This window comes from Pseudomonas gorinensis (assembly GCF_042015035.1).
GTDB classification, from domain to species: Bacteria; Pseudomonadota; Gammaproteobacteria; order Pseudomonadales; family Pseudomonadaceae; genus Aquipseudomonas; species Aquipseudomonas gorinensis.
Genome location: NZ_CP167125.1, coordinates 2471076 through 2491198, shown reverse-complemented (window position 1 = coordinate 2491198; position 20123 = coordinate 2471076). Strand labels below are relative to the sequence as shown.

The following is a 20123-nucleotide window of genomic DNA, read 5'->3' as shown; positions in this document are numbered from 1 at the left end:
GCGAAAGTGTACCGCCGATCGACCTCACCACACAGCGAACGCAGGTTGTCGATCTCGTGGATCAGGCTGATCAGAATGGACCGTCGTCGCCCTGACGCCACCAGGGCGCTGAATCCCGGGCACAAAAAAAGCCCGCTCGATGAGCGGGCTTCCTGTGGTACCTGGCGTTCAGCGTTCCAGATGACCGAATATGGCGCAGCGGACGGGACTCGAACCCGCGACCCCCGGCGTGACAGGCCGGTATTCTAACCGACTGAACTACCGCTGCGCGTAACACTTGAAGCGAATGGTGGGTGATGACGGGATCGAACCGCCGACCCTCTGCTTGTAAGGCAGATGCTCTCCCAGCTGAGCTAATCACCCTTCGTTTCGGTGTGGCGCGCATTCTACGGAGCGACCCCAGGTCTGGCAAGCACTTTCTTAAATCTTTTTTTTGATAGCTTCCAATGGCTTAGGCAGGGTTGGCCTCAGCCGCTATCAAGAGAATAATGCCCCCCTTTGTATAAAGGAGAGACTCACCCCATGTGGTTCAAGAACCTGCTTATCTATCGCCTGACCCAAGATCTGCCTGTTGATGCCGAGGCGTTGGAAGCGGCCATGGCCACCAAACTGGCGCGCCCATGTGCAAGCCAGGAGTTGAGCACTTACGGTTTCATCGCCCCCTTCGGCAAAGGTGAGGATGCTCCCCTGGTCCACGTCAGCGGTGACTTCCTGCTGATCGCCGCGCGCAAGGAAGAACGCATCCTGCCGGGCAGCGTAGTGCGTGATGCCCTCAAAGAGAAAGTCGAGGAAATCGAAGCCGAGCAAATGCGCAAGGTCTATAAAAAGGAACGGGACCAGATCAAGGATGAAATCATCCAGGCGTTCCTGCCGCGTGCCTTTATTCGCCGCTCGTCGACCTTCGCCGCCATCGCGCCGAAACAGGGCCTGATCCTGGTGAACTCGGCCAGCCCGAAACGCGCCGAAGACCTGCTCTCCACCCTGCGTGAAGTGATCGGCACCCTGCCGGTGCGCCCACTCACCGTGAAAACCGCGCCAACCGCCATCATGACCGACTGGGTCACCACCCAGAAACCGGCCGATGACTTCTTCGTCCTCGACGAATGCGAACTGCGCGACACCCACGAAGACGGCGGCATCGTGCGTTGCAAGCGCCAGGACCTGACCAGCGAAGAAATCCAGCTGCACCTGAGCACCGGCAAAGTCGTGACCCAACTGTCCCTAGCCTGGCAGGACAAGCTGTCCTTCATGCTCGACGACAAGATGACCGTCAAGCGCCTGAAGTTCGAAGACCTGCTGCAAGACCAGGCGGAACAGGACGGTGGTGAAGAAGCCCTGGGCCAACTGGATGCCAGCTTCACCCTGATGATGCTGACCTTCGGTGACTTCCTGCCGGCGTTGATCGACGCCCTCGGCGGCGAAGAAACCCCGCAGGGCATCTAAGCCGTGTGAAGATCAAATTGTGGGAGGGGCAAGTCGAATCGTCGCCCCGCCCCTCCCACATTTGCTCGCATTTGCATTTCAAAAATCGAATAAAAAAGGACACCCCCATGCGCGCACTCGCCGCCTTGAGCCGCTTCGTCGGCAATACCTTCGCCTACTGGGTGTTGATATTTGCCGTTGTCGCGTTCCTCGAGCCAAACTGGTTCATCGGCCTGAAAAGCGCCATCGTCCCGCTGCTGGGCCTGGTGATGTTCGGCATGGGGCTGACCCTCAAACTTGAAGACTTCGCCGAAGTCGCTCGCCACCCGTGGCGCGTGGCCCTGGGCGTAGTCGCACACTTCGTGATCATGCCGGGCGTGGCCTGGCTGCTGTGCCAGGCCTTCCACCTGCCGCCGGAAATTGCCGTTGGGGTGATCCTGGTCGGCTGCTGCCCAAGCGGCACCTCATCCAACGTGATGACCTGGCTGGCCCGTGGCGACCTGGCGCTGTCGGTGGCCATCGCCGCCGTCACCACCCTCCTCGCCCCGCTGCTCACCCCGGCGCTGATCTGGCTGCTGGCCTCGGCCTGGCTGCCGGTGTCGTTCATGGAGTTGTTCTGGTCGATCCTGCAAGTGGTGCTGCTGCCGATCGTGCTCGGCGTTGTCGCGCAACGCGTGCTCGGCGAGCGGGTGCACCATGCGGTGGAGGTGCTGCCGTTGGTGTCAGTGGTCAGCATCGTGATCATCGTCGCCGCAGTAGTGGCGGCGAGCCAGGCGAAGATCGCCGAATCGGGCCTGCTGATCATGGCCGTGGTGATGCTGCATAACAGCTTCGGTTACCTGCTGGGCTACTTCACCGGCCGCGTGTTCAAGCTGCCGTTGGCCCAACGCAAGTCGCTGGCGCTGGAGGTGGGCATGCAGAACTCCGGGCTGGGCGCCGCATTGGCCAGCGCGCACTTTTCTCCGTTGGCGGCGGTGCCGAGCGCGCTGTTCAGTGTCTGGCACAATATTTCCGGGGCGTTGCTATCGACCTACTTCCGCCGCATGAGCGAGAAGGAAGACCGTCGCATGCTGGAAAACACCCCGCAAACTTGATCGCATGATCCATTTTCGGCACTCTACCGAGCTTCGCGGGGACGACCTCGCGACGCTCTCGAGCGCACATCAGGGGACGACCCCGCTTTTGCAAGGGAGGTCATCATGTCCTGGATCATTCTATTGTTTGCCGGCTTGTTTGAAGTCGGCTGGGCCGTCGGCCTGAAGTACACCGACGGTTTCAGCAAGCCGCTGCCCACGGCGCTGACGATTGCCGCCATGGCCATCAGCCTCGGCCTGCTTGGCCTGGCCATGAAGGAGCTGCCGCTGGGCACCGCCTATGCCATCTGGACTGGCGTGGGAGCGGTGGGCACGGTGATTGCCGGGATTATCCTGTTCGGGGAATCCATGGCGTTGTTCCGGCTGGCCAGTGTGGCGTTGATCATTTGCGGGCTTGTCGGGCTCAAGATCAGCGCTTAGGCCACTACCACCATCGGGGGCAAGTCGAATCGTCGCACCGCCTCCCACACTAGACCGCGATCGTCAGAACAACGTGATCAAATGTGGGAGGGGGCATGCCCCGATGAGGCCGGTACATCCAGCACAGAACTACCTGACACTCCCCCGCAAAGCGCCAACGACCTCCTGCAATCTCGCAGGCGTCGGACCCTCCACCGGCTCACCCGCCACCAGCACGACGCGCGACCAGATGCGATGGAAGAAGCCTTTGTTCGGATCGCGACTGAAGAAACTCCCCCACAACCCCTGCAACGCCATCGGGATCACCGGCACAGGGGTCTCCTCAAGAATGCGCGTCACGCCACCACGGAACTCGTTCATCTCGCCGTCAGCCGTCAACTTGCCTTCCGGGAAGATACACACCAACTCTCCGTCCTTCAGGTATTGGGCAATCCGCGTGAAGGCTTTTTCGTAGATCTGGATATCCTCATTGCGCCCGGCAATCGGGATCGCCCCCGCGGTGCGGAAGATAAAATTCAGCACCGGCAAGCGGTAGATCTTGTAGTACATGACGAAGCGAATCGGCCGACGCACCGCGCCGCCAATCAACAGCGCATCGACAAACGACACGTGGTTACACACCAGCAACGCCGCGCCTTCATCCGGGATCAGCTCAAGGTTGCGATGCTCCACGCGATACATGGAGTGGCTGAGCAGCCAGATCATGAAGCGCATGGTGAACTCGGGGACGATCTTGAAGATGTAGGCGTTGACCGCGATGTTGAGCAACGACACCACCAGGAACAGCTCAGGAATCGACAACTTGGCCACGCTCAGCAGCAGGATCGAGACAATCGCCGAGACCACCATGAACAGCGCGTTGAGAATGTTGTTGGCGGCGATCACCCGCGCTCGTTCGTGCTCGGCGGTGCGCGACTGGATCAGTGCATACAGCGGCACGATATAGAATCCGCCAAACACCCCCAGGCCGAGGATATCCAACAACACCCACCACGCCTGGCCGTAGCTGAGCACCGCCAGCCAGTCATTGGCCTGGACGTTCTGCGGGAAGCCGCCCGAATGCCACCACAGCAGCAGGCCGAACACGGTCAGGCCAAAGGAGCCAAACGGCACCAGGCCGATCTCCACCTTCCGCCCGGAGAGTTTTTCGCACAGCATCGAGCCCAGGGCGATGCCCACCGAGAACACCGTAAGGATCAGCGTCACCACGGTTTCGTCGCCGTACAACCACTCCTTGGCATAGGCTGGGATTTGCGTCAGGTAGATCGCGCCGACAAACCAGAACCATGAGTTACCGACGATGGAGCGCGACACCGCCGGGGTCTGGCCCAAGCCCAGGCGCAAAGTCGCCCAGGATTGGCTGAAGATGTTCCAGTCCAGGCGCAGTTGCGGGGTGGACGCCGCCGCGCGAGGAATGCTGCGGCTGGCCAGGTAACCCAGCACCGCCACGCCGACGATCGCCGCCGACACCACCGGCGCATAGTGGCTGGAAGACATCATGATCCCTGCGCCAATGGTGCCGGCCAGGATCGCCAGGAACGTGCCCATCTCCACCAGACCGTTGCCGCCCACCAATTCATCGTCGTGCAGGGCCTGGGGCATGATCGAATACTTCACCGGGCCGAACAGCGCCGAGTGCGTGCCCATGGCGAACAGCGCCAGCAGCATCAGTTCCAGGTGATTGAACAGAAAGCCCGTCGCGCCGACGGCCATGATCACAATCTCGCCAATCTTGATCGCGCGGATCAACGCATCCTTGTTGAATTTCTCGCCAAACTGGCCGGCCAGCGCCGAGAACAGGAAGAAGGGCAAGATGAACAACAGCGCGCACAGGTTGACCCAGATCGAGCGGTCACCGTCGATGGTGAGCTTGTAGAGAATCGCCAGGATCAGCGATTGCTTGAAGATGTTGTCGTTGAAAGCGCCCAGCAACTGGGTGATGAAAAACGGCAGGAAACGCCGTGTGCGCAGCAAGGTGAATTGTGAGGGGTGGCTCATCGTCCGTGTTCCTGCGTGGCCTGTTATTGATCAGGCCACGACTTTACCTAATCGCGCTTACTTATTCCCTAGTCCTGCAATACACGGCGAAACAAAAAGCTCACCTTTATAGGCGCCCTGCACAGTGCGCTTGGCAACGACCAGCCACATCAGCGTCAACGCGCCCACCAGCACACTGCCAAATGCGCTGAAGAAGCCCAGGTGCAACAGGCTCGACAGCTTCAACGTGGCCAGGGCATATACCCCCAGCGGGAAGGTAAAACCCCACCACCCCAGGTTGAACGGGATACCGGCGCGCAGGTAACGCAGGGTGATCAGCACCGCGATCAGCATCCACCACAAGCCGAAGCCCCACAGGGTCATACCCGCCACCAGGCCCAGGCCGTTGGCCATTTCACCGACGCCGGGCAAACCATTGGCGGCAAAGATAGCCGGCGCATCGCCGCCCAGCACCAACATACCCAGGGCACCGGTACCGATGGGGCCGAGGGCCAGCCAGCTCGATGCGGCCATATTGGCGTGAGGCAATTTATGCAAGGCCATGCGCAGCATCAGGATGGTCAGGATACTGAACGCCACCGGCAGGGAGAACGCCCACAGCACGTAACTGGTCACCAGCATCACCAGTTGCGAATGGGCGTCGACCAGGTGCGGCGCCAGCAGGCCACCGCTGGCCGCCGCCACTTCGGCCGCGACCACCGGCAACAGCCATACGGCGGTCATCTGATCGATGCTGTGTTCCTGGCGGGTGAACATCATGAACGGGATCAGCACGCCGCAGGCCAGGGACATGGCCACATCCAGCCACCAGAGCAGCTCGGCCAGGGGCAGCACATCACTCCCCCAGCGTGGCAGGCCGAACAACAACAATCCGTTAAGGATGGTCGCCAGGCCCATGGGGATAGTGCCGAAGAACATCGAGACGGTGGAGTGCCCGAAAATCCGCCGGGCCTCGTGGAAAAACATCACCCAACGCGCCGCATACAGGGCACTGAACAGCAGGAACAAGCCAATGGTGAACAGCCACAGCCCTTCGGCAATGGCGCGCAAACCCGGCAGGTCGAACGGTAATTGAGCCAGGGCCAGCGCAAGCACGCCGGTGCCCATGGTCGCGGCAAACCAGTTGGGGGTGAACTGGCGAATCACTTCCCGGGGACGGGCCAGGTGACTGAAGGGCTTGTAGCTGATGGTATTCGAGCAGGTCATGATGGCAATCCTCTTCCTCGCATGAGGTTGAGGCCATGGTAGAACCTGATCGAATATCTATATAACGGGTAATATCTCTAACTGTTATCTATTTTACCGATATGCGCTCAAACGCTGCCTTCGCTTTCGATCACCAGGATGCGCGCAGGGCCCTGGGGATGCGCCACATGTTCGGTGCCGACGCCGGCGTAGAAAATGTCGCCCACGGCCAACTCGGCCACCTGCTCCATGCCGCCGTCGCGGTAGTGCATATGCACCCGGCCATCGAGCACCACGAACACTTCCTCACCATCGTTGACGTGCCAGCGGTACGGCTGGTCGGTCCAGTGCAAACGGGTGGTGATGCCGTTCATGTTGGCGATATCCAGCGCCTCCCAGGCGCGGCTACCGGTGAAGTCCTTGCTGCGGATGATCTTCATGCTTGAATCTCAAGGCGGTCGGAGATCGCCGATTATGAGCGCATCACGAGCTCGATGTCGCCTTGGTGCGGGTGTAATCCTGCAGCAGCAGCGCCGCCAAGGCACTGAGTGCCAGCACGATCAGCGACACGCCATACGCATCGGTGGTAGCGATCAACCCGAAGGTGCGCGTCAGGTTGCCCGCCAACAGCGATGGCACACAGAACGCCAGGTAACTCAGGACGTAGAACGCCGACATCAAGCCGGCGCGCTCATGGGGCAAGGCCAACGGTACAACGCTGCGCAAGGCGCCGAGGAACCCGGCCCCAAAACCACTGCCGGCGATCAGCGTCGCAAGGAAAAACAACGGCAGGCTGGCAGCGTGCACGGCACTGAGGATCAGCGCGACGCCCACCGCCAGCAACACGGCGCCCAGGCGCAAGGTCTTGTCCGCCGGGCGATTGCGCAGGCTGAAAATCATCAGCGCACCGCTCAAGGTCAACACCGCTACCAGCCCGCCGCCGATCAGATTGGACGTCGACCCCGTGGCCGCCCGCACCAGCGAAGGCGCCAGGGACAGATAGAACCCGCCCATGGCCCATACGGCGATATCCACCGGCAGCGCAATCCACAGCGCGCGGCGCGCCTGGAGCGGCACATGCAAGGTGGGCCACAACGAGGCCAACGCGCCAGGGATCCGACTGACGGTTTCCGGCAGGCGCCACACATACACGGCCTGCAACACCATCAGGCTCAAGAGTGTCCAGTAGATCAAGGTGGTGGGAAACGGCGCGAATTCCACCAGCAGGCTGCACCCCATGGCGCCACACGCCATCCCCAGCAAGGGCGCGACGCTGTTGATCAGCGGCCCGTGCTGGCGGTCGGTATCGAGCAGCGCGGCACCCAGTACCGCCGTGGCCATGCCGGTGGCGAAACCTTGCAGGGTCCGCGCGGCGATCAGCCAGGCCACGCTGTCTTCATGGATAAACAGCAGCATCGCCAGCATCTCGAGGAGCAGTGCGGTGAAGATCACCGGCTTGCGCCCCAGGTGGTCCGACAGCGAACCTACGGTCAGCAACGCCACCAGCAGGCTCAAAGCGTATACCCCGAAGATCAGGGTCAGCATGCCCGCTGAAAAATGCAGGCCCTCCTGATACAGGTGATACAACGGCGTCGGCGCGCTGGAAGCCGCCAGGAACGTCAGCAAAGTGATCGCCAGGAACACCAGGCTGGAACGGTGTGAAGTCAGGTTGGACATGGGCACGCTCCGCTAAAGCTAATATTTTGCTTTTGCGCAGTGTGCGACCGATCAGGGCTTAAAGCAAATTCTTTGTGTTAAGGTCACACCCATGGCGATAAAAGAAGGCCTCCGCCCGGGGGGCCGCAGTGCCCGGGTACAAGAGTCCGTCCATTCGGCGGTGCGTGAACTGCTGGAAACCCATGAGCGTTCCAGTGTCACCGTGCCGATGATTGCCGCGCGCGCGGGCGTCACCCCCTCAACCATCTACCGACGCTGGGGCGACCTCTCCGTGTTGCTCGCGGACGTGGCCCTGGCCCGCATGCGCCCCGACAGCGAGCCGGCCAACACCGGCAGCCTGCGTGGCGACCTGCAAGCCTGGGCCGAGCAATACCTGGATGAAATGAGTTCGGAGCCGGGGCGCAACATGATGCGCGATGTGCAGTGCCGGGCGACGCCTGGGTACTGCGTGAGCATCCTCAGCGGGCAGTTCCAGGCGATTGTCGATCGCTACCCGCACGACACGCCGCCACCGCCCAGCGTGGATCACCTGATCAACCTGCTGGCGGCACCGACGGTGTTTCGTATTCTGTTCTCGAGCACACCGCTGACGGTTGAAGAACTGCACGAGCTGATCGAGCTGGCATTGCAGGCCTGACACACATCTAAATGTGGGAGGGGGCTTGCTCCCGATAGCGGCCTGACAGTCAGCCTTGCACTGACTGATCCACCGCTATCGGGAGCAAGCCCCCTCCCCCATTTTTCCCCACGTTCAGGTCGGTGCTCAGGTACGCATGCCGCGCCCACTCACCAGCAACTTCGCGCAACCGATATACAACACCACCGTGGCCACGATCATGAAGGTGATCGCCACGCTGATCTTGATGTCCGACACGCCAAGGATGCCGTAGCGGAACGCGTTGACCATGTGCAGCACCGGGTTGGCCAGGGACACGGTCTGCCAGAACGGCGGCAGCAAGGTGATGGAGTAGAACACTCCGCCCAGGTAGGTCAGTGGGGTCAGCACGAACGTCGGGATGATCGAGATATCGTCGAAGTTGCGTGCAAATACTGCGTTGATAAACCCCAGCAACGAGAAGATCGTCGCCGTCAGCACCACCACCAACAGGGTGACTCCCAGGTGGTGCACTTGCAGGTGGGTGAAGAACAGCGACAGCAAGGTCACGATCACACCGACCATCAAGCCTCGCAGCACGCCACCCAGTGTGTAGCCGATCAGGATGGTGTGTGGCGACACCGGCGAGACCATCAGTTCTTCGATGGAACGCTGGAATTTGCTGCCGAAGAAACTGGAGACCACGTTGCCGTAGGAGTTGGTGATCACCGACATCATGATCAGGCCGGGCACGATGTACTCCATATAGGTGAAGCCACCCATGTCGCCGATCTGCCGGCCGATCAGGTTACCGAAGATCACGAAGTACAGGACCATGGTGATCGCCGGTGGCAGCAGGGTCTGCGGCCAGATCCGGGTGAAGCGCTTCACTTCGCGATAGACAATGGTCTGCAGTGCGACGAGGTTGGGTTGCAGTTCAGAACTCATACCGCCACCTTCGCCAGGTTTTTTTCCACCAGGGACACGAACAACTCCTCAAGGCGATTGGTTTTGTTACGCAGGCTCAACACTTCGATGTTCTGGGTCGCCAATTGGCTGAACAACGCAGTGATGCCCATGGCTTTGTCCACCTGGACTTCCAGGGTGTGGCCGTCGACCAGGCGAGTCGGGTAGCCAACCAGTTGCGGCGGTACCGACAGGTTGTTTTTCAGGTCGAGCACGAACGTCTCCACATGCAACTGGCTCAGCAGGTTACGCATGCTGGTGTTCTCGACGATGGTGCCGTGGTCGATGATGCCAATGTTGCGGCACAGCTGCTCGGCCTCTTCCAGGTAGTGGGTGGTGAGGATGATGGTGATGCCTTTCTCGTTCAGCTCGGTGAGGAAGGTCCACATCGAGCGACGCAGTTCGATGTCCACCCCGGCGGTGGGCTCATCGAGGATCAACAGGCGCGGTTCGTGCACCAGCGCGCGGGCGATCATCAGGCGCCGCTTCATACCGCCGGAGAGCGAACGCGAAGGCACGTCGCGTTTGTCCCACAGGCCCAGTTGGGTCAGGTACTGTTCGGCGCGTTCCTTGGCGATTTTCGCCGGAATGCCGTAGTAACCGGCCTGGGTCACGACAATGTCGAAGGTCTTTTCAAACTGGTTGAAGTTGAATTCCTGGGGCACCACACCGATGCAACGCTTGAGCGCCGCCGGGGATTGGTCCAGGTCATGGCCAAAAATATTCACCGTGCCGCTGGTCTTGTTGACCAGGGTCGAAAGGATACCGATGGTGGTGGATTTGCCGGCACCGTTGGGGCCAAGCAAGGCGAAGAAATCACCTTCGGCAACGTCCAGATCGATACCACTCAGGGCCTGGAAACCGTTGCCGTAGGTTTTGGTTAGCTGCCGGATGGACAGAGCGGAACTCATATCGGAATACGCACCAAAGAAGGGAATAGGAACAATAGATGAGGGCGCAGCCCACGTAGTTCAACGGCGGCGCATGACAAGCATGGTGCTTGCCCGCGCCGCACAAGTACAGTCACCTGTATTAATAGTCAGTATTAAGTCAACGCGGTCATGACCGCTTTGCGGTAGGCCGGCCGTTGTTGCAGGCGCTGGTACCAGGCCTCTAGATGGGGCATCGAAGGGCGTTCGATGGGCATTTCAAACCAGGCGTAGATAAAGCAGCCCAGAGGGATATCACCCATGCCGATCTCATTACCTGACAGGTAGGGTTGGGTGGCAAGGGCCTGGTCGACGGTTTTGAGCGCATCGATGCAGGCCTGGCGCCCGGCGTGGATGGCGTCCCAGTTCTGTTTGTCAGCGGGCGTGCGCACAATGCCCCAGAACACGCTCTTGAACGGTTCGGCGAGGGTCGACGTGGTCCAATCCATCCATTTTTCCGCGTTGGCCCGCGCCTTCAGGTCGCTCGGGTACCAGCTGGATGCCTGCTTGGCGCAGAGGTAACGCACGATGGTGTTGGACTCCCACAGGACAAAATCGCCGTCTTCGATCACCGGCACCCGGCCATTGGGGTTCAACGCCCGGTATTGCGGCGTGTCGACCACGCCAAAAGCCCCGCCCGCATCAATTGCCTCATAGTCCAGGCCGAGTTCCTCGGCGCACCACAGTGCTTTCCTGACGTTTGATGAATTTTTACGACCCCAGATTTTCAGCATGACCGTGCCTTATTGTGAATGAACATGGCTGGATGAACGCAGCAGCATACGCCGCTTCACGCGCGGCTTAAATCACTGCGCAGATCGCCCAGCAGGCTCGGCATGTCGTCGGTAAACAGGTGCGGGTAACACTGCTGGAGATGGGCGAAGAAGAAAGCCTCGGGCACATCGGGAAATTGCCCATGATCCACCACGTACTCCATCGAGCGTTGCCCCTGGCGGTTGAACGCATGGAAAACACTGTCATTGACCCCGTCGAACTCCAGCGGCGGCACATCGAACAGCTCACACAATTGCTGGTTGAACGCGGGCGTCGCCTTGACCCAGCGGCCGTTCAAATAAAGCTCGGTGTAGCCGTGCATGGCGAACACATCACTTTTGAGCAGCGCGATCAGGCGCGGCGTCGACAGGTGATTGCGCACGTCCGCCAGGCCGATGCGCGCCGGAATGCCGCAGTGCCGCGCACAGGCGGCGAGCAAGGTGGCCTTGGGCACGCAATAGCTTTCGCCAGCCGCCAGGGCGAAGCTGGCGTTCAAGGTGCCTGGGTCGCGGCTGAAGGTGTAGGGGTTGTAGCGCACCGCCTCCCGTACGGCGTAATACAGGGCGACTGCCTGGTCACTTAAAACCGTGCGGGTACCGCGGTGTTTTTCGGCGAACTCCACCACGGCAGGGTGGTCACTATCGATGAAGCGGCTGGGACTCAGGTACGTATCCATGAGCTTGATCTCCGAGGGAAGCCTGGAGTTTAACGACAGGTGTGCCATGGAGATAACGACGAATCGGCCAAATGTCGGCGCCTGGTGATCGGTGATCCCACGGTGTTCCCAGTACCACTCGTAACGCCTGATCACCGCGCTTTCTCGGATGCCGACTAAGCTCAATGGTGGTTTTGCCCCTGGTTTCATGGAGGATTGAATATGCTGTTGTTGTGGATACTGGTTCTGGTGGTCGGCATTGCCTACCTGGCACACCGCCGCACCGCGCCCCTGCCCGCCCTGGGCGTGGTCGCCGTTTACCTGCTGGCGATGGGCGCCTGGAGCCACGCACCGGGTTGGCTGCTGCTGATCTTCTGGGTGCTGATCGCCCTTGTCGCCGCGCCGCTGCTGCTGCCAGACCTGCGCCGCCAATACTTCACCAAGCCGCTGTTCAGCTGGTTCCAGAAAGTCCTGCCGCCGATGTCCGAGACCGAGCGCGACGCGATCGATGCGGGCACCGTGTGGTGGGACGGCGAACTGTTCAGTGGTCGCCCCGACTGGGACAAACTGCTGGCCTACCCCAAGGCGCAACTGACCGAAGAAGAGCAGGCCTTCATCGACGGCCCCACCGAAGCACTCTGCGCCATGGTCAGCGACTGGGAAATCGGCCAGGCCATGGACCTGCCACCCGCGGCTTGGGAGCACATCAAGACCCACGGTTTCTTCGCCCTGATCATCCCCAAGGAATATGGCGGCAAGGGTTTCTCCGCCTACGCCCACTCCCAGGTGGCCATGAAGCTCGCCACCCGCAGCGGCGACCTGGCCTCCACGGTGATGGTGCCCAACTCCCTCGGCCCGGCCGAACTGCTGCTGCACTACGGCACCGACGAACAACGCAACCACTACCTGCCACGCCTGGCCCGTGGCGACGATATTCCGTGCTTCGCCCTCACCGGCCCGCTGGCGGGCTCCGACGCCGGCGCCATGCCCGACACCGGGGTGATCTGCAAGGGTGAATGGGAAGGCAAGGAAACCCTGGGCCTGCGCCTGAACTGGGAAAAACGCTACATCACCCTCGGCCCTGTCGCGACCCTGCTCGGCCTGGCCTTCAAGGCCCATGACCCGGACCACCTGCTGGGTGAAGAAGAAGACCTCGGCATCAGCCTGGCGCTGATCCCGACCGATACGCCCGGGGTCAACATCGGCCGCCGCCACCTCCCCCTGGGCGCGGCATTCATGAATGGCCCCAACTCGGGCAAGGATGTGTTCATCCCCCTGGAATTCCTGATCGGCGGCCAGGAAATGCTCGGCAAGGGCTGGATGATGTTGATGAACTGCCTGTCGGTAGGCCGCTCGATCTCCCTGCCCGCCGTCGGCACCGGCGCCGCCAAGTTCACCAGCCTGGTCACCGGCCAATACGCCCAGGTGCGCGAACAGTTCAACGTACCGCTGTCGGCCTTCGAAGGTATCCAGGAAGCCCTGGCACGTATCGGCGGCAATGCGTGGCTGATGGACAGTGCGCGGATGCTCACCGCCAATGCCGTCGACCTCGGGGAAAAACCCTCGGTGCTGTCGGCGATCCTCAAGTACCACCTGACCGAGCGCGGCCGCGAGTGCATCAGCCACGCCATGGACGTACACGGTGGCAAGGGCATCATCATGGGCCCGAACAACTACCTGGGTCGCAGCTGGCAGGGCGCACCGATCTTCATCACCGTGGAGGGCGCGAATATCCTCTCGCGCAACCTGATGATCTTCGGCCAGGGCGCGATTCGCTGCCATCCCTTCGTGCTCAAGGAAATGGCCCTGGCCGGTCGCGAAGACCACGACCAGGCCCTGAAGGAGTTCGACGGCCTGCTGATGCAGCACATCGGGTTTGCCGTGAGCAACGCGGCCAGCACCCTGGTACTCAACCTCGGTGTCGGGCATTTCGAAAAAGCCCCGGGCAACCGTTTGAGCCAGCGCTACTTCCGTGCGCTGAACCGCCAGGCCGCCGCGTTCGCGCTGCTCGCCGACCTGAGCATGATGCTGCTGGGCGGCGAATTGAAACGCCGCGAACGCCTGTCGGCGCGCCTGGGTGATGTGCTGAGCCATATGTACCTGGCCTCGGCGGCGCTCAAGCGTTACCACGACCTGGATTCGCCGGACCACCTCGAACCGCTGTTCACCTGGGCCATGGAAGAAAGCCTCGGCGAGTCGGAGCGCGCACTGGATGAACTGCTGAGCAACTTCCCGAGCAAGGTGCTTGGCTGCCTGCTGCGGGTGATTGTATTCCCGTTCGGCCGTCGCCATACGGGGCCATCCGATGCGCTGGATGCCGAGGTGGCCGCGGTCATCGGCCGCGCCAAGGGCGACCCGACGCTCGAGGAGTTGCTGGCCGGCTGCTATCGCCCGCAATCGGTGGACGATCCCGTAGGCGCCCTGCAACACGCCTACGACCTGCTCGGCACCAGTCATCCGTTGCAAAAGAAACTGCATGCTGCGCTCAAGAGCGGCCAGGTCAAGCCGACGGCCGGCGAGCCTGCCATCGACGCGGCGCTGCACGCCGGGGTGCTGCAACCGGCCGAAGCGCAGACCCTGCGCGACGCCGAGGCGGCACGGCGCAAGGTGATCGACGTGGATGATTTCAGCAAGGAAGAACTGGCCCAGGCAGAGGGCAAGGTCCGCTGAGTCCAGCGGTCATATAAAAACGGGCGCTGGGGCTATATACTCCTGCGCCCGTTTTTGCTTTAGAGGACTTATCTCGTGTCCAACGTCGTTGCCGATCATCTCGTCTTGCTCGACCACCTGCGCAGTATCCTGGTTGCCGTCGGCGAAGCCGAACAGGTGCCCGAGGAAAGCCACACCCTGTTCCTCGAACGCTTTGACGAACTGCGCGCCCTGCTGCCGATCGACCCGATCGAAAGCCAGTACCTGGGCCAGGACCTGATGAGCCAGGTCATCCTGCGCTACCCGCAGATCGCCCACCTGGTGCCGCGCGACCTGCTGTGGTTCTTTGGCGGCGACTGCCTGCACTTCATGCCCGACGAAGAATTGGACCTGTACCAGGCCCTGGAAGAACGTCGCTTCGAAGCCGAACAGAACGACGAACCGTTCGACTGGAACCAGGAAAAGCAACTGCTGGCCATGCCACAGGACCAGAGCAAGCACTGATCCTTCAAGGCACTGCTGAACTGAATGTGGGAGCAAGCCCCTCAACCCTCAAATAAGTCACTGATGATTAAGAATTAAAATATCTTCTTAAATGACGGCTTTTTTACGGCGTGCGGGCTTGTTGTGGCGAGCGGGCTTGTTGTGGCAAGCAGGCCTGTTGTGGCGAGCGGGCTTGCCCCGCGTTGGGCTGCGAAGCAGCCCCAATAAGGCCACCGCATTTCTTCTGGTAGAACTGGGAGACTGGTATTAGGGCCGCTACGCGCCCCAACGCGGGGCAAGCCCGCTCGCCACAACAGGCCTGCTTGCCACAACGGGCCCGCTCGCCACAGGGTTTCCAGTTTGCTGTGCGACAGCGCTACGTCAGAGATTCAGCGGGGGCTCAACGTCGGCTCCTTCGCCATGCACGCCACCAGATAATCGATAAACACCCGCAACTTCGGCGGCAGATACCGCGTTGGCGAATGCAGCAACCACGCCTGGCCATGGTAGGACGCAATAAAATCCCACGCGGGCAACACCTGCACCAAGCGCCCTTCCTCCAAGGCATGCCGAGCGGTGAAATACGGCAAGCTGCCAATCCCCACATGCTGCAACACGGCATCGAGCCGCACGCCCGTGTGGTTTGCCGCATAACGCCCACGCACGCCGACCGTCACCGCCCTGCCGCCCTGGCGAAATTTCCAGCGTGAATCCCCTGGGGTTTCCCCCAGGTAGATACAACTGTGTCCTAACAAATCCTGGGGATGGCCAGGCGTGCCGTGCTCGGCCAGATACTGGGGTGTCGCGCACAGCAGGTGCTCGATGGGCAGCAGTTGCCGCCCCACCAGCCCAGGCGGCGGGCTGTCGGTGATGCGGATGCTCAGGTCGACGTTGTCGTCGATCAGGTCCACATGCCGATCCTCCAGGATCAGTTGCACATCCACCTTGGGATAACGCCGCAGAAACTCCGGCATATGCGGATGCACCACAAAACGCCCCACCGCCTTGGGCACGCTGACCCGCACCAGGCCCTCGGGCTCGTGGGTGAACTGGCCGCTGATTTCCATCACCGAGCGCGCCGCGTTGACCATCTCCTGGCAACGCTTGAACACTTCTTCGCCGCCCTCGCTCAAACGCAACTTGCGCGTGGTGCGCTGCAACAGGCGAGTCGCCAGCGCCTGTTCGAGTCGCGAAATACTCCGGCTCACCGCCGACGGCGAAACACTCAATTGCCGCGCCGCTGCGGAGAAACTGCCGGCTTCCACCACTTTGACGAAGATCGCCATTTCACCCAGCAGCGGCAAGGGAAGATTGATGCTCATGACGCACAGGTCCATTGATAATTCAGCGGATTATCACTCATTCACGCACTATTTATACTGCCCGCAGAACCTTGATGCGGATGTAGAGAATGACCGAGCGCCTGTTTTTCACCCACGACCACCTCACCGCCGAGCTTGAAGTGCTGAGCTGCACGCCGCACGCAGGGCAATTTGCCGTCATCCTGCTATCGACGATTTTCCACCCCCAGGGCGGTGGCCAACCGTTCGACACGGGCTGGCTTGGCGGCAGTCAGGTAGTGCGGGTCACCCAAGAGGCCGATCGCGTGGTGCACTATGTCGACCAGCCGGTGGAACCGGGCCCGATCACGGCGCGGGTCGATGAGCAACGTCGCACCCTGCATACCCGCCTGCATTCCGCCGGCCACTTGATCGGCAATGTCGGCGAAACACTCGGCTGGATGCCGATCAAGGCGCACCATTGGCCAGGCGAAGGCAAGATCACGTTTATTCGTGGCGAACAGGCCCAGACCATGGACGCCGAAGCCATTCAGCAGCAGGTCAACCAATGGATCGCCGCCGACTTCCCGCGCCATATGACGCTGGAAGATGGCACCCGGGAAGTCGGCTTTGGCGAACTGCCCGCCTATGCCTGCGGCGGTACCCATGTGCAAGCGTTGAGCGAGCTGGGCCAGGTGACGATCCTGGCGCTGTCGGAGAAAAAGGGCGCGTTGTCCGTTCGCTACGAAATCAACTGACACAACCCATCAGCGGCAAACTCAGTGATAAAAGCACGCCCTAGACCATGATCGCCCCTGCCCGCCCCGGCTCCACTACAAACGACTTGAGCGTCGAAACGGTGGCTGCCGGGTCGCGAGGATCGGTAATCACCCGAAAGTTCGTCAGCATCTTTCGCGCCTCCAATGCCACCGACACATAGCCCCGCTGGCGACTGTCGAAAAACTTCACATGGGGGTTCAGCGGCAGGATCTGGGTGAAGGCGTCATAGGGCGGCCCGTCGGACGTCACCGACGTGCCGACAAACTCGGTGGCGACGACCGGTGAATCCGGGCGATCGCCATCGGCATGCAGGTCCGTGACCCAGAACGAATGGATATCGCCGCCCCAGAACACCGGGTTCTTGACCCGATGACGCTCGATGGACGCCAGCATCCGCGAACGATTAGCCATATAGCCATCCCACCCATCGGTCCAGCGCCCAGGCATGTGGCTGGTCAGGTCGCGTTGGGTCAGCGGTGCCACCAGCAGGTCCTGGGCGATCACATTCCACTGCGCCTTGGACTGGGCGAAGCCCTGGTCCAGCCAGGCCTCCTGCTGCCACCCCAGCATCGTGCGCCCTGGGTCACGCAAGTCGGCGCACGTATTGGCCGCTACATGCCCCTGGTGGCTGCCATTGGCGAGGATGCACGGTTGTTCGGAGCGATACTGGCGGCCGTCGAGTACGTGGAAACGCGCCAATCGTCCATAGTCCAGGCGTCGGTAGATACGCATGTCCGAGCCGTGGGGCAGGCTGCTGGCGCGCAGCGGCATATGTTCGTAGAACGCCTGGTAGGCCGCTGCGCGTTGCTGGAGAAATTGTGCCACTGGAATCCTGGGGTCCTGGGACCAGCGGTTGGCGTAGTCGTTCTGCACCTCATGATCGTCCCAGGTGGCCACGCTGGGGGCCGCGGCGTGCAGCGCCTGCAGGTCCGGATCGGTTTTGTACAGGGCGTAGCGGTTGCGGTAATCCGTCAGGCTCACCGCATTGCCACTGCCATGGGGACGAATGATCTTGCCCGAATCGGCCGCATAGGAATTGTCATAGATGTAGTCGCCGAGGAAGAACACCAGGTCGGGTTGCTCCGCCGCCAAGTGGCGATAGGCGCTGAAATAACCACGCTCCCAGTGCGAGCACGAAACAAACCCCACGTGTGCCGATGCCATCGCATCCCGTGGCGGCGCCGTACGCGACTGCCCCACCGGGCTCTGCGCCCCCAGCCCCTCGAACTGGTACCAATACGGCCTGCCCGCCACCAACCCCGCGACCTCCACATGCACCGAATGGGCAAACCGCTCGGTGGCCATCACCTCGCCCTGGCGCACAATGCGTGTCATCGCCGCATCGCTGGCCACTCGCCAACGCACCGGCACCGCACGCCTCAAGCCACCCTGGCCATCGACCGCATTGAACAACGGCGCCAGGCGTGTCCAGATCACAAAGCCATCTGGCAGCGGATCGCCAGACGCCACGCCCAAGGTGAACGGATAGTCGACTCCCGCACTGCGGGCGAACGGGCTGAGAATCGAAAACGTGGTAGCCACCGCCAGCCCGGCAAGTACCCGGCGGCGGCCAAGATCAATCTCGCCGCTCATGACCGAGACTCCCAGCCACCCAAGTGCCCGTAGTGATGAGTAGCGTTGATGCGCAGGCTAACGATGCCCACCAACGCGTCTATGTCACGCCGATGCATGCCCAGGCTAATCAAGCCCAGGGAACGAAATTTTTCCTGCATGCCGTCGATAAAACCATGGGCGTCTTCCAGCGTGTACGGCGACGGAATGCTGGCCGTGTTGTCGGCAACGTTCGGCCCGTTGGCAAGGGCGCACAACGTCTCGGCCTGGGCTTTTTCCAGCGCTCGCAACAGCAGTCGCGAGGTGGAGAGATGTGGCAATTGGCTACTCATTCCAGGGGCGCCTCGATGTAAATTTTTTGAGAATGCCCCCGGTGAGTGTCAGTTTGGTTACACCCCGTAAATGACCGGTAAGTCGTCTGTAAGACGCGTCCTAGAGCCCTCAAAACGTCAACTAAAGTTAACCGTTCGGTCATTTTTCATTGCTAGCGTGTCGCCCCTAATTCAATAACGGGGTAGCGGAATGAGAACCTGGGATGAACCCAAGAAGCGCAAGGCACACATCGAACTGATCCCGATGATCGACGTGATGATGTTCCTCCTGGTGTTTTTCGTACTCGTGAGCCTGAACGTGATTCCGGCGCTCGGTATGAAGACCCAGTTGCCCAGCGCCAGCAGCTCACAACAGCTCAAGCCACAGAACAAATTCATCCTGACCTTGGGCCTGGAAGGCCAACTGCAACTCGACGGCAAAGACCTTACGGTCGACGCTCTGGTACCGGCGCTGAAGGCGGCAGAAAAGCCCGATACCAAGTCGACGATCATCGTCAACAGCGACAAGGGCGTGGAAGTGTCGCGCCTGGTCGAGGTGATGGACACCCTGCGTATGGGTGGCTTTACCTCCGTGTCCATTGCCACGCGTAAGTCCTGATCATGTACGTCCTGTTTCGTGCGCGTCAGCTGCTCGGCAGTGTGCCGGCCCTGATCGCCCTGGTGCTGATTGCACTGGGTATCCAGTCCCAGACGTTGAAAGTCGAGCCGGTGTACGACGAGTCGGCGGTCGAGTTGGCATTGGTCGAACCGGAGCCCGAAGTGGTGCCGGAACCGGTGGTGGAACAAGAGCCGCCACCCCCCGTGATCGAGGACGAAGAGGCCCCACCGCCGCCACCGCCCAAGCCGGAACCCAAGCCCAAGCCAAAACCGCAACCCAAACCGGTGATCACCAAAACCGCGCCCACCGCGCCACCGGTAGCCGCCGCCAAACCGGCACCCCCCGTGATTGCCCCGGCGGCGCCGACACCCGCACCGCCTGCGCCACCGAAAGTCGACAGCCAGGCCCTGGAAGGCGGTTACCTCAAGGGTTTGCGCAATGAGCTGGACACCTACAAGCAATACCCCACCGGACGCCAGGCCTCCCTCGAACGCCCCACCGGCGAGGTCGTGATCTGGCTGCTGGTAGACCGCCAGGGTCGGGTACTCGACTCCGGCTTGCAAACCCAGGCCTCGAGCATGTTGCTCAACCGGGCCGCCACCAACAGCTTGCGTCGTATCAAGCAAGTCAAGCCGTTCCCCGAGCAAGCCTTCGGGGGGCGCAATGAGCAGCGCTTCACCGCCACCTTCAACTACAGCGTGCAATAAGCACCCG

The 20123-nt window shown here is 61.4% G+C and carries 19 protein-coding genes, 2 tRNA genes and 1 pseudogene; 9 read left to right on the top strand and 13 right to left on the bottom strand.

Features of this window, described 5'->3' with window-relative positions; genetic code table 11:
* Positions 1–191 precede the first annotated feature (191 nt).
* Positions 192–268 (bottom strand) — tRNA-Asp (locus AB7933_RS11505).
* 19 nt (positions 269–287) lie between these two features.
* A tRNA-Val gene (locus tag AB7933_RS11500) sits at positions 288–363 on the bottom strand.
* 159 nt (positions 364–522) lie between these two features.
* On the opposite strand from AB7933_RS11500, the gene rdgC reads away from it, so the two are divergent.
* The 3 genes from rdgC to sugE all read left to right on the top strand — a co-directional run bounded on the left by rdgC (position 523) and on the right by sugE (position 2936).
* Complete coding sequence (gene rdgC / locus AB7933_RS11495) at positions 523–1443, top strand: recombination-associated protein RdgC (protein WP_024074365.1); 921 nt, start codon at positions 523–525, stop codon at positions 1441–1443.
* A 107-nt stretch (positions 1444–1550) separates the two neighbouring features.
* Positions 1551–2516 (top strand): bile acid:sodium symporter family protein, encoded by a 966-nt coding sequence (locus AB7933_RS11490; RefSeq protein ID WP_024074364.1) that lies wholly within the window; start codon positions 1551–1553, stop codon positions 2514–2516.
* Between the two features lie 105 nt (positions 2517–2621).
* Positions 2622–2936, top strand: a complete 315-nt coding sequence (sugE, locus tag AB7933_RS11485; protein ID WP_024074363.1) for a quaternary ammonium compound efflux SMR transporter SugE — start codon at positions 2622–2624, stop codon at positions 2934–2936.
* A gap of 129 nt (positions 2937–3065) precedes the next feature.
* Here the strand turns inward: sugE and AB7933_RS11480 are convergent, their stop codons facing one another.
* The 4 genes from AB7933_RS11480 to AB7933_RS11465 all read right to left on the bottom strand — a co-directional run bounded on the left by AB7933_RS11480 (position 3066) and on the right by AB7933_RS11465 (position 7796).
* Complete coding sequence (locus AB7933_RS11480; RefSeq protein ID WP_024074362.1) at positions 3066–4934, bottom strand: MFS transporter; 1869 nt, start codon at positions 4932–4934, stop codon at positions 3066–3068.
* A gap of 57 nt (positions 4935–4991) precedes the next feature.
* Positions 4992–6140, bottom strand: coding sequence for a TDT family transporter (locus AB7933_RS11475; protein ID WP_024074361.1), 1149 nt, complete (start codon positions 6138–6140; stop codon positions 4992–4994).
* Between the two features lie 107 nt (positions 6141–6247).
* On the bottom strand, positions 6248–6559 hold the full coding sequence (locus AB7933_RS11470) for a cupin domain-containing protein (RefSeq protein ID WP_024074360.1): 312 nt from the start codon (positions 6557–6559) through the stop codon (positions 6248–6250).
* 43 nt (positions 6560–6602) lie between these two features.
* On the bottom strand, positions 6603–7796 hold the full coding sequence (locus AB7933_RS11465; RefSeq protein ID WP_024074359.1) for an MFS transporter: 1194 nt from the start codon (positions 7794–7796) through the stop codon (positions 6603–6605).
* A gap of 91 nt (positions 7797–7887) precedes the next feature.
* Here AB7933_RS11465 and AB7933_RS11460 point away from each other — a divergent pair, with 91 nt between their 5' ends.
* Positions 7888–8433 carry a TetR/AcrR family transcriptional regulator gene (locus tag AB7933_RS11460; protein WP_024074358.1) on the top strand — a complete coding sequence of 182 codons (546 nt, stop codon included), beginning with the start codon at positions 7888–7890 and terminating at the stop codon, positions 8431–8433.
* 126 nt (positions 8434–8559) lie between these two features.
* Here AB7933_RS11460 and AB7933_RS11455 read toward each other — a convergent pair whose 3' ends face one another.
* The 4 genes from AB7933_RS11455 to AB7933_RS11440 form a co-directional block, all read right to left on the bottom strand.
* A complete protein-coding gene (locus AB7933_RS11455) occupies positions 8560–9339 on the bottom strand; it encodes an ABC transporter permease (RefSeq protein ID WP_024074357.1) in 780 nt (259 codons plus the stop codon).
* Positions 9336–10268, bottom strand: a complete 933-nt coding sequence (locus AB7933_RS11450; RefSeq protein ID WP_024074356.1) for an ABC transporter ATP-binding protein — start codon at positions 10266–10268, stop codon at positions 9336–9338. The genes AB7933_RS11455 and AB7933_RS11450 overlap by 4 nt, the downstream gene beginning before the upstream one ends.
* 134 nt (positions 10269–10402) lie before the next feature.
* On the bottom strand, positions 10403–11020 hold the full coding sequence (locus AB7933_RS11445; RefSeq protein WP_024074355.1) for a glutathione S-transferase family protein: 618 nt from the start codon (positions 11018–11020) through the stop codon (positions 10403–10405).
* 56 nt (positions 11021–11076) lie between these two features.
* On the bottom strand, positions 11077–11736 hold the full coding sequence (locus AB7933_RS11440; protein WP_024074354.1) for a transglutaminase-like domain-containing protein: 660 nt from the start codon (positions 11734–11736) through the stop codon (positions 11077–11079).
* 201 nt (positions 11737–11937) lie between these two features.
* On the opposite strand from AB7933_RS11440, the gene AB7933_RS11435 reads away from it, so the two are divergent.
* Together AB7933_RS11435 and AB7933_RS11430 are read left to right on the top strand one after the other, a co-directional pair.
* Complete coding sequence (locus AB7933_RS11435) at positions 11938–14385, top strand: acyl-CoA dehydrogenase (RefSeq protein ID WP_041160880.1); 2448 nt, start codon at positions 11938–11940, stop codon at positions 14383–14385.
* A gap of 75 nt (positions 14386–14460) precedes the next feature.
* On the top strand, positions 14461–14868 hold the full coding sequence (locus AB7933_RS11430; RefSeq protein WP_010567536.1) for a PA2817 family protein: 408 nt from the start codon (positions 14461–14463) through the stop codon (positions 14866–14868).
* 368 nt (positions 14869–15236) lie between these two features.
* Here the strand turns inward: AB7933_RS11430 and AB7933_RS11425 are convergent, their stop codons facing one another.
* Positions 15237–16169 carry a LysR family transcriptional regulator gene (locus AB7933_RS11425; RefSeq protein ID WP_041161134.1) on the bottom strand — a complete coding sequence of 311 codons (933 nt, stop codon included), beginning with the start codon at positions 16167–16169 and terminating at the stop codon, positions 15237–15239.
* An 89-nt stretch (positions 16170–16258) separates the two neighbouring features.
* On the opposite strand from AB7933_RS11425, the gene AB7933_RS11420 reads away from it, so the two are divergent.
* Positions 16259–16885, top strand: coding sequence for a serine-tRNA(Ala) deacylase AlaX (locus AB7933_RS11420; RefSeq protein WP_024074351.1), 627 nt, complete (start codon positions 16259–16261; stop codon positions 16883–16885).
* 40 nt (positions 16886–16925) lie between these two features.
* Here the strand turns inward: AB7933_RS11420 and AB7933_RS11415 are convergent, their stop codons facing one another.
* Entirely contained in the window at positions 16926–18500 is a 1575-nt protein-coding gene (locus tag AB7933_RS11415; RefSeq protein WP_024074350.1) for an alkaline phosphatase D family protein, read from the bottom strand.
* Between the two features lie 11 nt (positions 18501–18511).
* Positions 18512–18811, bottom strand: a pseudogene (locus AB7933_RS11410) (GNAT family N-acetyltransferase); the annotation flags it as partial.
* Positions 18812–19001: 190 nt separating this feature from the next.
* On the opposite strand from AB7933_RS11410, the gene AB7933_RS11405 reads away from it, so the two are divergent.
* Together AB7933_RS11405 and AB7933_RS11400 are read left to right on the top strand one after the other, a co-directional pair.
* Complete coding sequence (locus AB7933_RS11405; RefSeq protein ID WP_017254317.1) at positions 19002–19409, top strand: ExbD/TolR family protein; 408 nt, start codon at positions 19002–19004, stop codon at positions 19407–19409.
* Positions 19410–19411: 2 nt separating this feature from the next.
* On the top strand, positions 19412–20116 hold the full coding sequence (locus AB7933_RS11400) for an energy transducer TonB family protein (protein WP_024074348.1): 705 nt from the start codon (positions 19412–19414) through the stop codon (positions 20114–20116).
* Positions 20117–20123: the final 7 nt, after the last annotated feature.

Excerpts from the sequence above, each read along its gene's own strand:
- rdgC (WP_024074365.1), top strand. The coding sequence starts at position 523 with ATGTGGTTCAAGAACCTGCTTATCTATCGCCTGACCCAAGATCTGCCT.
- AB7933_RS11490 (WP_024074364.1), top strand. The coding sequence starts at position 1,551 with ATGCGCGCACTCGCCGCCTTGAGCCGCTTCGTCGGCAATACCTTCGCC.
- sugE (WP_024074363.1), top strand. The coding sequence starts at position 2,622 with ATGTCCTGGATCATTCTATTGTTTGCCGGCTTGTTTGAAGTCGGCTGG.
- AB7933_RS11480 (WP_024074362.1), bottom strand. The coding sequence starts at position 4,934 with ATGAGCCACCCCTCACAATTCACCTTGCTGCGCACACGGCGTTTCCTG.
- AB7933_RS11475 (WP_024074361.1), bottom strand. The coding sequence starts at position 6,140 with ATGACCTGCTCGAATACCATCAGCTACAAGCCCTTCAGTCACCTGGCC.
- AB7933_RS11470 (WP_024074360.1), bottom strand. The coding sequence starts at position 6,559 with ATGAAGATCATCCGCAGCAAGGACTTCACCGGTAGCCGCGCCTGGGAG.
- AB7933_RS11465 (WP_024074359.1), bottom strand. The coding sequence starts at position 7,796 with ATGTCCAACCTGACTTCACACCGTTCCAGCCTGGTGTTCCTGGCGATC.
- AB7933_RS11460 (WP_024074358.1), top strand. The coding sequence starts at position 7,888 with ATGGCGATAAAAGAAGGCCTCCGCCCGGGGGGCCGCAGTGCCCGGGTA.
- AB7933_RS11455 (WP_024074357.1), bottom strand. The coding sequence starts at position 9,339 with ATGAGTTCTGAACTGCAACCCAACCTCGTCGCACTGCAGACCATTGTC.
- AB7933_RS11450 (WP_024074356.1), bottom strand. The coding sequence starts at position 10,268 with ATGAGTTCCGCTCTGTCCATCCGGCAGCTAACCAAAACCTACGGCAAC.
- AB7933_RS11445 (WP_024074355.1), bottom strand. The coding sequence starts at position 11,020 with ATGCTGAAAATCTGGGGTCGTAAAAATTCATCAAACGTCAGGAAAGCA.
- AB7933_RS11440 (WP_024074354.1), bottom strand. The coding sequence starts at position 11,736 with ATGGATACGTACCTGAGTCCCAGCCGCTTCATCGATAGTGACCACCCT.
- AB7933_RS11435 (WP_041160880.1), top strand. The coding sequence starts at position 11,938 with ATGCTGTTGTTGTGGATACTGGTTCTGGTGGTCGGCATTGCCTACCTG.
- AB7933_RS11425 (WP_041161134.1), bottom strand. The coding sequence starts at position 16,169 with ATGAGCATCAATCTTCCCTTGCCGCTGCTGGGTGAAATGGCGATCTTC.
- AB7933_RS11420 (WP_024074351.1), top strand. The coding sequence starts at position 16,259 with ATGACCGAGCGCCTGTTTTTCACCCACGACCACCTCACCGCCGAGCTT.
- AB7933_RS11415 (WP_024074350.1), bottom strand. The coding sequence starts at position 18,500 with ATGAGCGGCGAGATTGATCTTGGCCGCCGCCGGGTACTTGCCGGGCTG.
- AB7933_RS11405 (WP_017254317.1), top strand. The coding sequence starts at position 19,002 with ATGAGAACCTGGGATGAACCCAAGAAGCGCAAGGCACACATCGAACTG.
- AB7933_RS11400 (WP_024074348.1), top strand. The coding sequence starts at position 19,412 with ATGTACGTCCTGTTTCGTGCGCGTCAGCTGCTCGGCAGTGTGCCGGCC.